Raw genomic sequence first — 12,257 nt, 5'->3', positions numbered from 1 at the left:
AGGTCTGCTCGTCGCCGGCCGCGTTCCCGCTGACCGCTGATCCCTCCACCGGGGCCGGAGAGCTGTCGACATCCACAGGGATGCCTCGCGGGGAACCGGCTCGGTGCGGGCGGCGCATGCTGGAGCCATGAGACAACGGACCATCGGAGACACCGACGTCAGCGCCATCGGTCTGGGCGGCATGCCCATGTCCATCGAGGGGCGACCGGACGAACGCCGCGCGATCGCGACCATCCACGCCGCGCTCGAGGCCGGGGTGACCCTCATCGACACGGCGGACGCCTACCACCTGGGCGGCCACGACGAGGTCGGGCACAACGAATCGCTCATCGCCAAGGCCATCGCGGAGTACGGCGGGGACACGTCGCACGTCGTCATCGCCACGAAGGGGGGACACCTGCGCCCCGGGCCGGACGAGCGGTGGACCCAGAACGGCGACCCGGCCTACCTCAAGGAGGCCGCCAAGGCATCGGCGAAGCGCCTCGGCGTCGAGGCCATCGACCTCTACCAGTTCCACCGGCCCGACCCGGCCGTGCCCTACGCCGACTCGATCGGTGCCCTGGTCGACCTGCTCGACGAGGGCGTCATCCGCATGGCGGGCATCTCGAACGCCGACGTCGACCAGATCCGACAGGCGAACGAGATCCTCGACGGGCGGCTCGTGTCCGTGCAGAACCAGTACTCGCCGGCGTTCCGCACGAGCGAGGTCGAACTCGTCCTGTGCGACGAGCTCGGCATCACGTTCCTGCCGTGGGCTCCGCTCGGCGGCATCACGTCGGCCGGTGACCTCGGGGCCATCCACGAGGCCTTCTCGATCGTCGCGCGCGAGCACGACGTCTCCCCGCAGGTGATCGCGCTGGCGTGGGAGCTGCAGAAGAGCGACGTCGTCATCCCGATCCCGGGTGCGTCGCGACCGCAGTCGATCCTCGATTCCGTGCGGGCGGCCGACGTCAAGCTGCGGCCCGAGCAGATCGAGCGCCTCGACGCGGCGCAGGCACCCGCGGCGTGATCGTGCTCCGCGGTCGGCACGCGGGAACCCGGCGGACGACATGAGCGCCTTCCTGCGTGACCGGCCGCAGGAGTGGACGTGGGCGCGACGGAACGGGCTGCTGCTCGTCAACCTGATCGCGTTCCTCGTCTTCTTCGCGGGAATGGTGTTCAGCGGCTGGCACGTCGCGAACGCCGACGCACTCGAGCACGGCCGGGCGGCGGAGTCCCTCGGCGCGTTCCTGCGGAGCGGGGACTTCGTCGAGGCGACGTTCGAGAACTGGGAGAGCGAGTTCCTCCAGATGGGGTCGTACGTCGTGCTGACGTCGTTCCTGTTCCAGTGGGGGTCGAGCGAGTCGAAGCCCCTGGACGAAGCGGCCGAGCAGGACGACGACCCGCGGGAGCACCGGGACGACGCTCGTGTTCCCTGGCCGGTCCGGCGCGGGGGCCTGGCACTCGTGTTGTACGAGAACTCGCTGCTCATCCTCTTCGCGCTGTTGTTCGTCGGCAGCGTCGTGGGGCACGTCCTCGGCGGTGCTGCGGCCTACAACGAGGACCAACGCGAGCACGGCGGTGCCGTCGTCTCCGGGTGGGGCTACCTCGCCACGAGCCAGTTCTGGTTCGAGTCGATGCAGAACTGGCAATCGGAGTTCATGGTGATCTCGGTCATGATCGTGGCCACCGTGTGGCTCCGGCAGCGCGGCTCGACCCAGTCGAAACGGGTGGCCGCGCCCCGGGACGACACCGGCACGGAGGGCTGAGGAGCCCGGCGTAGCGTCGACCGCATGCACGCCATCACGTTCGACGCTCCCGGCGACGAGGCCGTCCTCGTCTGGTCCGACGCCCCCGACGCCGTCGCCGGTCCGGGTGAGGTCCTGATCGCCGTCGCCGCCGCCGGCATCAACAACGCGGATCTGCTCCAGCGGCGGGGGCACTACCCGGTGCCGCAGGGTGCCTCGCCGATCCTGGGGCTCGAGTGCTCCGGCACGATCGCCGCGGTCGGCGAGGGCGTCAGCGACTGGCACGTGGGCGACCGGGTCTGCGCGCTGCTGAGCGGTGGTGGGTACGCCGAGCTCGTGGCCGTCCCCGCCGCGCAAGTGCTCCCGGTCCCCGACGACCTCGACCTCGTCGCGGCCGCGGGTCTGCCCGAAGCCGCGTGCACGGTGTACTCGAACGTCGGGATGATCGCGGGCCTGCGTCCGGGGCAGTCGCTCCTCGTGCACGGCGGCGGCAGCGGCATGGGGTCACACGCCATCCAGTGGGCGCACGCCCTCGGCGCCCGCGTGTTCGCGACCGCGGGCAGCACGCCGAAGCTCGAGGCAGCCCGGCGGTTCGGCGCCGACGTCGTCATCAACCACCGCGACGAGGACTTCGTCACCGTCGTGCGGGAGCAGACCGACGGCGCCGGGGTCGACGTCGTGCTCGACATCGTGGGGCCGACCTACCTGCAGCGGAACCTCGAAGCGCTCGCGGTGAACGGCCATCTCGTCGTCATCGGCAGCACGGGCTCGGCCCCGGACGCCCCGCTCGACCTCGGGCTCCTCATGCGGAAGCGCGCCAGTGTCACCGCCACGACGCTCCGTGCTCGTCCGGCCGAGGAGAAGGCCGAGATCGTCGCCTCGGTCCGTCGCGAGGTCTGGCCGTTCGTCGAGCGTGGTCGGGTCGCGCCCGTCGTCGACACCGTGCTGCCGATGGCGCAGGCCGCCGACGCGCACCGCCTGGTCGCGGAGGGCGCCACGATCGGCAAGGTCCTCCTGACCCCCTGACCCCTCCGGCCGCCCCCGCCATCCGGTGAGATCGCAGTCGTTGCCGCTCTGAGTCTGGTCAGAGCGGCAACGACTGCGATCTCGCGGAGGAGGGCCGGGCCGGCCGGGCCGGGCCGGGCCGGCCGGGCCGGGGCCGGGTCAGTCCGCGTGCGTGCGCGCGAAGTCGACGATGGCGGCGCACTTGTCACCGAAGCTCGCCTGCATGAGCGCCGCGGCGTCGTCGTCCGTGTCGTACAGGCCGGGCATCTCGATCCCGAGCAGGACGCTGAACAGCATGCCGCTGCCGAGGAACTCGTGCACGCGCTCGGGCGTGAACCCCGCGTCGTGCACGAGGAACCGGTAGATCTCGAGGAACCCGGCTCGTGCCGCGGCGCCGATCGCGGGATCGGCGCCCGACACGAACGCCTGGAGCAGCAGCGTGTGGAACCCGCGCGTGGCAGCGAGGTCGAGGTACGCGTTGCCCACCGCCCGTGCCGCGCCGTGCTCGTCCTCGCCGCGGGCGACCGCGCCGTCGAGGGCGGTTCGGAACGCCGCCATGAGGGTGTCGAGCGTGTCGGCGAGGACCTCGAGGAACAGCTTCTCCTTCGTACCGAACATCCGCACGACGTAGGGCTGGCTGATGCCCGCGGCGCTGGCGATCTGGTCGGTCGTCGTGCCGTGGTACCCGCGTCGCCCGAACACGGTGCGCGCGATGTCGAGGATGAGGACGCGACGCTCCGCCGCGGGCATCCGGGTCGCGGGGGATGCGGCGGATCCAGCGGACGCAGCAGCGGTCGGGAACGATGCGGGACTCACGCTTGACATGGTATCAATCGATTACTACGGTTTGTGATCATCCGATTACAACTGGTGTCGGGCCTCCCGGCCGACGCCCGATCCGCGGAGGCAACGATGACCGCTTCAGCTCCACCCACCCGTCGCATCCCGGTCTGGCTGGCGATCCTCGCCGCCTCGCTCCCGATGTTCATGGCCACGCTCGACAACCTCGTGGTCACGAGCGCGCTTCCCGTCATCCACGAGGACCTCGGCGCCTCGGTCGAGGACCTGCAGTGGATCACGAACGCCTACACCCTGGCGTTCGCCGCCCTCATGCTGCTCGCCGTCGGCATCGGGGACCGCTTCGGCCGTCGACACGTGTTCGTGGTCGGCATCGCGATCTTCACGGTCGCCTCCGCGCTGTGCGCCGTGAGCGGGGACCCCATTTCGCTCATCGCCGCCCGAGCGCTCGAGGGCGCCGGTGCTGCGGCGATCATGCCGCTCTCGCTCACCCTGCTCGTCGGCAGTGTGCCCGACCGGGCACGCTCCGTCGCGATCGGCGTGTGGGGCGGCGTGTCCGGCCTGGGCGTCGCGCTCGGCCCGCTCATCGGCGGCGCCGTCGTCGAGGGCTGGAACTGGCAGGCGATCTTCTGGCTCAACGTGCCGATCGGCGTCATCGCCGTCCCGCTCGCGCTCGCCGCGCTCCCGAACGCACTCGGCGCGAGACTCCGCGCCGACGTCATCGGTGTGCTCCTCGCCGGGCTCGGCGTGCTCGGCATCGTGTTCGGGGTCGTCCGTGGCAACGACGCAGGCTGGGGCAGTGGGCAGGTCGTCGGCGCCCTGGTCGCCGGCGCCGCGCTCCTCGCCGCCTTCATCGTCCGGGAGGCCCGCACGAGCGCACCGCTCCTCCCCTTGCGACTGTTCCGGGACCGGGGCTTCACGCTCGCGAACGCCGTCGCGACCGCGTTCAGCTTCGGCACGTTCGGCGCGGTGTTCATCCTCATCCAGTTCCTGCAGATCGTGCAGGGGAACACCCCGCTGCAGGCCGGCGTCGCCACGATGCCCTGGACCCTCGCGCCGATGGTCATCGCACCGCTCACGGGGTTCACCGCCCCGCGCGTCGGGACCCGTGCGCTCATCGTCGGCGGGCTCGTGCTCCTGTCGGCGGGCCTGTTCGAGATCGCACTGACGATGTCGGCGGACGTCGGATACGGCGTGCTGTTGCCGGGCTTCCTGCTGGCGGGCGTCGGCATGGGCCTGGTGTTCGCGCCGCTGTCCACGGCGGTCCTGGCGAGCATGCCCCCGGAGGACCACGCCAAGGCGTCCGGCACGAACTCGACGCTCCGCGAGATCGGGATCGCGCTCGGGATCGCCGTCCTCACCGCGGTGTTCACGGGCGCGGGCGGCCAGCTGACGCCGACGGGGTACGTGTCGGCCGCCCAGCCCGCCGTGGTCGTGGGCGCCGGCGTGGTGCTCCTGGCGGCGGTGCTGGCCCTCTTCCTGCCGAGCGGGGTGCTCCGACGCGGGGCGCCCACCCCGGAGGCGGAGTCGGCGCTCCCGACGCAGGCGGTCCTCCCGGACGCGGCCCCGGCCCCGGCCCCGGCCGCCTGACCGCCGCCCCACTTCGGCGAAATCGCAGTCGTTGCCGTTTCGAACCCTTCCAGAACGGCAACGACTGCGATCTCGCGGAGGGGTGTGTGAGGGGATCGGGCGGCCCGCGCACCGGGTCAGCGCTGCACGCGCGCCAGGAACGCCCGGAGCGCAGGGTGCTGCGGATCCCCGAGCACGGCGTCGGGCGACCCCTGCTCGGCGACGGCCCCCTCGTGCAGGAACACCACGCGGTCGGCGACCCGGCGGGCGAACGACATCTCGTGCGTCGTCATGAGGATCGTCGAGCCGCCCTGCTTCAGGTCGCGCACGAGGTCGAGCACCTCGCCGACGAGCTGCGGGTCGAGGGCGCTCGTGACCTCGTCGAGCAGGAGCAGCTCGGGGTCGGTGGCGATCGCGCGCACGATGGCGACCCGCTGCTGCTGTCCGCCCGAGAGCCGGTCCGGGTACGCCCCCGCGAACGCCCCGAGGCCGATGCGGTCGAGCAGCCGGCGCGCGGTCGTCTCGGCCTCGGCGCGCGGGATCCGGTGGACACGGCGGGCTGCGATCGTGACGTTGTCGAGCACGGTCATGTGCGGGAACAGGTTGAACTGCTGGAACACGACACCGATGCGTCCGCGGGTGGCGTCGACGTCGACACGGGGATCGGAGATGTCCTGCCCCTGCAGCAGGATCTGGCCGTCGTCGATCGGCTCGAGCAGGTTCACCGTCCGCAGCAGGGTCGACTTACCGGATCCCGAGGCGCCGATGACCACGACGACGTCGTGCCGGTCGACGGCCAGGTCGATGCCGCGCAGGACCGCCGTGTCCCCGAAGGTCTTGCGGAGGCCGCGGAGCTCGAGGACCGGCGCGTCGGTGGCGGACGGGTGCCGAGCCTCCCGACCGGCCGGCGAACCGGACCGACCGGGCCGGGAGGAGCGGCTGGTGTCCGGCGCGCTCGTCGCGTCCGCGGTCACACCGCACCACCGCTCTGCTCCCGCCGCTGCTGGCGCAGCGCGAGCGCGTCGGTGAGCCGGATGAGCGGCAGGCTGATGAGCACGAACAGGAGCCCCGCGACGAAGTACGGCGTGAAGTCGTACGACTCGGCCTGCGCGATGTTCGCGGCCCGCACGGCGTCCACCGCGCCGAGGATCGACACGAGCCCGACGTCCTTCTGCATCGACACGAAGTCGTTCATGAGCGCCGGGGTGACCTTCCGCAGCCCCTGCGGCAGGACGACGAGCCGGAGCGTCTGCGCATGCGACAGGCCGAGCGACCGCGCGGCCAGGCGCTGGGACGGGTGCACGGCCTCCATGCCGGCGCGGAGCACCTCGGCGACGTACGACGAGTAGGTCAGGATGATCGCGATGGTGCCCCAGACCTCGGCGGGGAACCGCGGGAAGACACCGAGCCCCGGCACGCCGTAGCCGACCAGGTACAGCACGATGATGAGCGGCAGGCCCCGGAAGAGGTCCGTGTACCCGGTGGCGAGCAGCCGGAGCGGGAAGGCCACGGGGCTCCGGAGCCCTCGGACGACGGCCAGGAGCGTCGCGAACACGGCGACGCCGATCGACGCGAAGAACAGGATCCGGACGTTGAGCCACAGCCCGAGCAGGATGTCGGGGAAGGCTGAGACCGCCGTCTCCGGGTCGAAGAACGACTGCTGCACGGCCGCCCATCCGGGGGTGTTGACGACGCCGACCCAGACGAGCGCGACCACCACGAGCGACGAGACGATGCTCACCGCCACCGAGCGGCGGCCCCGCTGGCGCCGGTACAGCCGCCGCTCGACCTCGATCTCGCTCGGCGCCGCGACGACGGTGGTCGGGGTGGTGGTCACGGACCGCGTCCCGATCAGTGCAGGACGGGCACGTCGACCGCGGTCGACAGCCACTTGGTCGTGATGCGCTGCAGCGTGCCGTCGGCCTTGAGCGCGCGGATCGCCCCGCTCACCTTCGGCGTCAGCGCCGAGCCCTTCGGCAGGACGATGCCGAACTGGTCACCCGTGCCCGACGAGGCGGGGAACTGACCGACGACCTCGCCCTTCTTCAGTTCCGCGGACGCGACGTAGAACGCGGTGGGCAGGTCCGTGACGACGGCGTCGATCTGTCCGCTCTTGAGCGCGAGGACCGCGTCGTCGTTCGAGTTGAACACCTGCGGCTGTCCGAGGGCGTCCTTCGCGACGTCGTAGCTCGTGGTGCCGGTGGCGACGCCGACCTTCAGGCCCTTGAGCGCGCTGATGCTCGTGGCGTCGGCCGCCTTCGACCCCGACGTCGTCACGACCGCCTGCGTGGTCGTGTAGTACGGCGCCGAGAAGTCGACCGCCTGCTTCCGCTTCGCCGTGATGCTGAACTGCTGGATGTTCATGTCCCAGTCCTTGGCACCGGGTGCGATGGCGCTGTCGAAGGTGCTCCGCTTCCAGACCACGTCGTCCTTCGCGTAGCCCATCTCCTGCGCGACGGCGTACGCGACGGCCGCCTCGAACCCCTTGCCGGACTGCGGCTTGTTCCCCTCGACCCAGGGCGAGTACGCGGGCTGGCCGGTGGCGATCGTCAGCTTGCCGGCCGTGACGGTCCCGCTGCCGGAGCCGGAGCCGCCGGCGCTGCAGGCCGCGAGGGTGAGCGCGACGACCGCGGCGGCGACCGCCACGAGTGTGCGAGGGGTGCGGGGTCGGCGTCGAGGGGACACGGGCTGCCTCCGGGGCGGTCGCGAGCGGGGTGTGCTGCGGATCGTACGGGGCCGGGAGGCCCGGCGCGAGTTGATGACGCGCCGTTCCGTCCCGCGGTCGTCAGCCGGCGCTCGACGGATCGGCCTCGGCGTCGTCGTCCGTGACGAACACCACCGTCATGACCTTCCGCCGCCGGTCCGTGATGACCCACGTGAAGTCCCAGGCGACGTCGTCGAACCACCCACTCCAGGCCTGGAACGAGTCGTCGATGCGGAAGTCCTCGTACCGATCCCCCACGAGGGCGTCGCTGAAGGCCCGGCCGATGCGCTTCGCCTCGGCGGCGCGACCCTTGAACGAGGCCGACGACCCGCCCCAGATGAGGGCGCTCGCGATCATGCCGTCGAGTTCCACGGCCGCACGTTCCTCGAACGTGTCGGCGTCGAACCGGACGTCCTGGTCGATGCCGGGGAGCGCGGCCGCCATCGCGGGCGACGTCAGGAGTGCCTCCACGAGGCCGTACTCGTCCACCCGGTTGCGGCAGAGGTACCAGGCGGTCGTCTCGTCGTCACCCGTCACGTCGAACGCGGCCCCGAACACGGAACCGCGCACGATCACCGATCGGAACGCGGCGAGGACGGCCTCGATCGCGGGGTCGGTCGGTTCCCGGAGCCGGAAGGTGAGCCCGGCGCGGGACCGTTCCAGGGTGGCGGCGTCGGGGCGGGCATCCTGCTGGTCGATCTCCAGCCACGAGGTCGTGCTCATGCCACCACTCCACCACGTCGCGGGGCCGGCTGCACCCTCCCCGCCGCCGAGATCGCACTCGTTGCCGCTCAGGAGGGTCTCGAAGCGGCAACGAGTGCGATCTCGGCGGATGAAAGGCGGCCGGCAGGCCGACGGCCGGCAGGCCGACGGCCGGCAGGCCGACGGCCGGCCGCGGTCAGGTTGCCAGGGTGAAGTCCTCGAACGCGAATCCCGGCGACACCAGGCAGCTGACGAGCACCTCGCCCTGGCCGGGCAGGGTCCGCTGCCACACGCCCCCGCGGACGAACGCCTGCGCGTCGTTCACACGGTCGCGCCCGGCGTCCGGTCCGAGGGTGATCCGCGCGCCGGGCTCCGGGGCGTCACCGCTGCCGCCGAGTTCGAGGACGACGGCGTCCGGCCCGTGCCACATCCAGATCTCGTCCGAGGTCACCCGGTGCCACGCCGACGCCTCCCCCGGTGGCAGGAGGAAGTGGATGAGCGTCGCGGCCGGTCGCTCCCCCGCGGGCGTCGTCACCACGGCGGGCGACGTCCACGTGCGGACGTACCAGCCGCCCTCGGGGTGCGGTTCCATGCCGAGGGCGCGGGCGCGGGGCGGGACGTCGAGCCACTCGACGAGGTCACCGGCGACGGTGCGGCGGGCGACCATGCCGGGGCGGGGCGGGGTGTCGTTCACGGGGTCCTCTCGGGGACGTGGGTGGCGGTGAGCACGGTCCCGTCGACGGCGCGGACCACACCGCGGATGACGGTGGCCCTCGCCCGGCCGGCGCCGTCCTCCGCGAGTTCCGCGAGGGCGTCCGCGACGGTCCGCGCGTCGACGTCGAACACCGCGAGGTCGGCCCGTGCGCCGACGGCGAGGTGGCCGACGCGGTCCGGCCCGACGTCGAGGCCCATCGCGTGCGCGCCGCCGAGGGTCGCCGCCGCGAGCAACCGCTCGTGCAGGTCGCGGGCGCCGTACCCCTGGTTCCGCGCGATGCGGTGCAGGGCCGCGACGTCCGCCATGAGGTCGAGGGAGGGCGACGACGACAGCGAGTCCGTGCCGACCGCGATCGCGCTGCCCTCGCGCAGGTAGTCGGCGACGGGCGGCGGGTCGAGCCCGATGACGGCGTTCGACCGCGGGCAGAGGGCGACGGCGGTCCCGCGCGCGCGGAGCAGCGCCCGGTCGGCGGCGGTCATGTACACGCCGTGGGCGATGTGACAGTCCGGCCCGAGAACCCCGAGCCGGTCGACGAACGTCGTGGCGCTCGCGCCGAAGCCGAGTGCGCGGAGCGCCCGGAACGACGGCACGTTCGCCTGGTGCCAGTCGGCGCCCCGGCCGAGTCCGACGACGCCGGCGAGGCCCGGCACGGGTTCGAGGGCGCGGCGTTCCGCCTCGAACGCCGACTCGCCCAGGTGCAGGTGCAACCGGAGTCCCCGCTGACGCACGATGTCGGGCAGGTCGAGCAACGGGCCCACGTCGAGCGAGTACGGCGCGTGCGGTGACAGACCGGCACCCGGGTGCTCCGGGATGTGCTCGAGTTCGCCGAGGACCTGGTCACGCCCCCGCTCCTGCCAGGCGGCGTTCTCCCAGTCCATGACCTCCCAGTACGCGATGCCCCCGAGTCCCGCGTCGGCGAGGACGGACACCGCCTCGAGGTCGGTGATGATGTCCGCGATGCTCGTGACGCCGGCCCGGATGGACTGCGCGGCCCCCTCGGCCGCGTCGGCACCCCAGTCGTGCTCGCGCCCGCCGTAGTCGGCGGTGAACGCCGCCGCCCAGTCCTCGAACCCCCGGTACCGGCCGGCGCCGACCGCGGCCATGCCGGTGTACTGGAGGTGCGAGTGCGCGTTGACGAGACCGGGCAGGAGTGCGCCGCGCCAGCGGCGCTCCGTGTACGGCAGGCCACGGGCGGCGAGCTGGTCGACGACCCAGGCGCGTTCGCCGACGTGGAGGATGCGGTCGCCCCGGACGGCGACGGCACCGTCCAGGATCGGTGGCGCGGTCATCGGCACGACGACGTGCGCCGAGTGCACGGTGACCGACGCGCTCACGGTGGGGCTCCGAACCGCGTGGTGCGGACGCCGGAGGCCCGCCCCTGCGCGCCCCCGTCGGGGTCGGGTCCGCGAGGCGAGTCGACGGCGAGTCCGAGATCGGCCAGTGCCGCCGCGGCGATGCGGGCGTCCGCGGCGGGGTCGATCGGGTGCACGCCGACGGGCAGCTCCGCCCCGTGCTCGAGCAGCATCCGCACCGCGGCGAGCTGCACCGCGAAGGACAGGTCCATGATCTCGATCGGGTTGCCCTCGGCCGCCGTGACGTTCACGCACCCGCCCCCGTCGACGAGGACCACCGCGCGCTCGGTGCCCGGCACGGTCATCCGTTCGAGGCGAGGAGCGATGGTCGTGCGGACGCTGCCGGCGGCGTGAGCATCGTCGGTCGCGACCTCCTGGTCGATCCCGCCCGCCACCGCGACGACCGCCTCGGGTGCGCACGCCCGCAGCACGTCGAGCGACACCGTGTCCCGCACGCCCGTGGCCGACATCACGAGGTCGGCACCGGCCACGGCGGTCCTGACGGGCGCGACGTCGTACCCCGCGAACACGGCCTGCAGTGCCCGCACGGGATCGGTCTCGGCGACGACGACGCGCAGCCCGAGCGCCGTCAGGACCTGGGCGACCCCCTCGCCGACCGGACCGTACCCGATCACGGCTGCCGTGCCTCCCGCGGCCGGCAGCCGCGCCACGGCATCGCGCGCGGTGACGGCGTCGAGCAGGTCGAACACCGCGAAGACCGTGGACTGCCCGGTCCCGTACCGGTTGTCGAACAGCGTCTTGGCGCGCGCGTCGTTCACCGCGACGACCGGCAGCCGCAGCGCACCCTGTTCGGCCATGGTCCGGAGGGGGCGCAGGCCGCTCGTGGTCTCCTCGGCCGCGCCGACCATGCCGGGCAGGAGTTCGGGCCGTGCCTCGTGGAGGAGCCGGATGACGTGGGCGCCGTCGTCGAGCAGGATCTGCGGCTCGCGGTCGAGCATCTCGAGGGCGAGCCGCCGCTGCCCCGCGAGGTCGACCGTGCTCGACGCGAACACGACGAGGCCGGCGTCGCGGAGCGCGGCCGCCACGGCGTCGTCGGTCTCGTCCGCGTGCGCGTAGACGACGACGTCGGCCCCCGCGTCCTGCAGGAGCAACGACAGGACCGCCGTCTTCGGCTCGAGCACCATCGCGACGCCGACGCGGACCCCGGCGAGCGCGCGGTCGGCGCGGAGCTGGGCGGCGATCGCCCTGCTCACGGGCATGTGCCGGCCGGCCCACCGGATGCGCTCGGCGGCGAACGCGTCACGCTCGGGCTCGCGTCCGGTGCTCACCAGGAACACGCCGTCGGCGTGGTGCGGGACCGCGAGCACGCCGGGGCGCGCGACGACGACCGGGCCGAAGGCGTCCTCGTCGACCGCGGGGACGTGACGACCCGCGTCGATCACGACGAGCGTGCGGCCTCGGGGTGGGGCGCCGTGCGCGTCGACGGCCGCGGTGCTCTCGGCGGGGTCGCCGGTGCACCAGAGCTGGTCGACCGGCCCCTCCGGCGCGTGTCGGGCGCCCATCGCGGTGAGCACGGCGCGGAGTGTCGACGCGTCGGGGCCGGGGCCCACGACGCGGAACCGGCGTCCGGCGACGAGCAGGTTCGTGGCCGCCGCGTACCGGCGGACGGCAGCGCCGGCCCAGGCGAGCACGTCCGGGTCGGCGTCGTGCGCGGGCGGCATGCG

At 72.9% G+C, this 12,257-nt stretch carries 12 protein-coding genes; 4 read left to right on the top strand and 8 right to left on the bottom strand.

Annotated elements, in window-relative coordinates; all coding sequences use genetic code 11:
- The first annotated feature begins 127 nt into the window (after positions 1 to 127).
- From DEI82_RS10250 to DEI82_RS10240, 3 genes are read left to right on the top strand one after another with little or no spacing between them, the layout of a single operon-like run.
- Positions 128 to 1,009, top strand: a complete 882-nt coding sequence (locus DEI82_RS10250; RefSeq protein WP_111010445.1) for an aldo/keto reductase — start codon at positions 128 to 130, stop codon at positions 1,007 to 1,009.
- 40 nt (positions 1,010 to 1,049) lie between these two features.
- Positions 1,050 to 1,748: a DUF6766 family protein gene (locus tag DEI82_RS10245; RefSeq protein ID WP_111026258.1), complete on the top strand. Its 699-nt coding sequence runs from the start codon at positions 1,050 to 1,052 to the stop codon at positions 1,746 to 1,748.
- A 24-nt stretch (positions 1,749 to 1,772) separates the two neighbouring features.
- On the top strand, positions 1,773 to 2,753 hold the full coding sequence (locus DEI82_RS10240; RefSeq protein ID WP_111036695.1) for an NAD(P)H-quinone oxidoreductase: 981 nt from the start codon (positions 1,773 to 1,775) through the stop codon (positions 2,751 to 2,753).
- 138 nt (positions 2,754 to 2,891) lie between these two features.
- On the opposite strand, the gene DEI82_RS10235 is transcribed toward DEI82_RS10240, so the two are convergent.
- Positions 2,892 to 3,548 (bottom strand): TetR/AcrR family transcriptional regulator, encoded by a 657-nt coding sequence (locus tag DEI82_RS10235; protein WP_181435175.1) that lies wholly within the window; start codon positions 3,546 to 3,548, stop codon positions 2,892 to 2,894.
- Positions 3,549 to 3,644: 96 nt separating this feature from the next.
- Here DEI82_RS10235 and DEI82_RS10230 point away from each other — a divergent pair, with 96 nt between their 5' ends.
- Complete coding sequence (locus tag DEI82_RS10230; RefSeq protein ID WP_111036715.1) at positions 3,645 to 5,120, top strand: MFS transporter; 1,476 nt, start codon at positions 3,645 to 3,647, stop codon at positions 5,118 to 5,120.
- 116 nt (positions 5,121 to 5,236) lie between these two features.
- On the opposite strand, the gene DEI82_RS10225 is transcribed toward DEI82_RS10230, so the two are convergent.
- The 7 genes from DEI82_RS10225 to DEI82_RS10195 form a co-directional block, all read right to left on the bottom strand.
- A complete protein-coding gene (locus DEI82_RS10225; RefSeq protein ID WP_258368615.1) occupies positions 5,237 to 5,914 on the bottom strand; it encodes an amino acid ABC transporter ATP-binding protein in 678 nt (225 codons plus the stop codon).
- A 155-nt stretch (positions 5,915 to 6,069) separates the two neighbouring features.
- A complete protein-coding gene (locus DEI82_RS10220; RefSeq protein ID WP_111013209.1) occupies positions 6,070 to 6,936 on the bottom strand; it encodes an amino acid ABC transporter permease in 867 nt (288 codons plus the stop codon).
- A 14-nt stretch (positions 6,937 to 6,950) separates the two neighbouring features.
- Positions 6,951 to 7,784 carry an ABC transporter substrate-binding protein gene (locus DEI82_RS10215; RefSeq protein ID WP_111036692.1) on the bottom strand — a complete coding sequence of 278 codons (834 nt, stop codon included), beginning with the start codon at positions 7,782 to 7,784 and terminating at the stop codon, positions 6,951 to 6,953.
- 100 nt (positions 7,785 to 7,884) lie between these two features.
- Positions 7,885 to 8,526: a hypothetical protein gene (locus tag DEI82_RS10210; protein WP_111036691.1), complete on the bottom strand. Its 642-nt coding sequence runs from the start codon at positions 8,524 to 8,526 to the stop codon at positions 7,885 to 7,887.
- A gap of 175 nt (positions 8,527 to 8,701) precedes the next feature.
- Positions 8,702 to 9,199: a cupin domain-containing protein gene (locus DEI82_RS10205; protein ID WP_258372032.1), complete on the bottom strand. Its 498-nt coding sequence runs from the start codon at positions 9,197 to 9,199 to the stop codon at positions 8,702 to 8,704.
- Entirely contained in the window at positions 9,196 to 10,554 is a 1,359-nt protein-coding gene (locus DEI82_RS10200) for an amidohydrolase family protein (protein ID WP_309146646.1), read from the bottom strand. The genes DEI82_RS10205 and DEI82_RS10200 overlap by 4 nt, the downstream gene beginning before the upstream one ends.
- Positions 10,551 to 12,254 carry an adenosylhomocysteinase gene (locus DEI82_RS10195; RefSeq protein ID WP_111036713.1) on the bottom strand — a complete coding sequence of 568 codons (1,704 nt, stop codon included), beginning with the start codon at positions 12,252 to 12,254 and terminating at the stop codon, positions 10,551 to 10,553. The genes DEI82_RS10200 and DEI82_RS10195 overlap by 4 nt, the downstream gene beginning before the upstream one ends.
- Between the last annotated feature and the right edge of the window lie 3 nt (positions 12,255 to 12,257).

The sequence above is a fragment of the Curtobacterium sp. MCBD17_019 genome, assembly GCF_003234555.1.
GTDB lineage: Bacteria > Actinomycetota > Actinomycetes > Actinomycetales > Microbacteriaceae > Curtobacterium.
The sequence above is the reverse complement of the archived record's forward strand: the minus strand, read 5'-3'. Positions and strand labels throughout refer to the sequence as shown.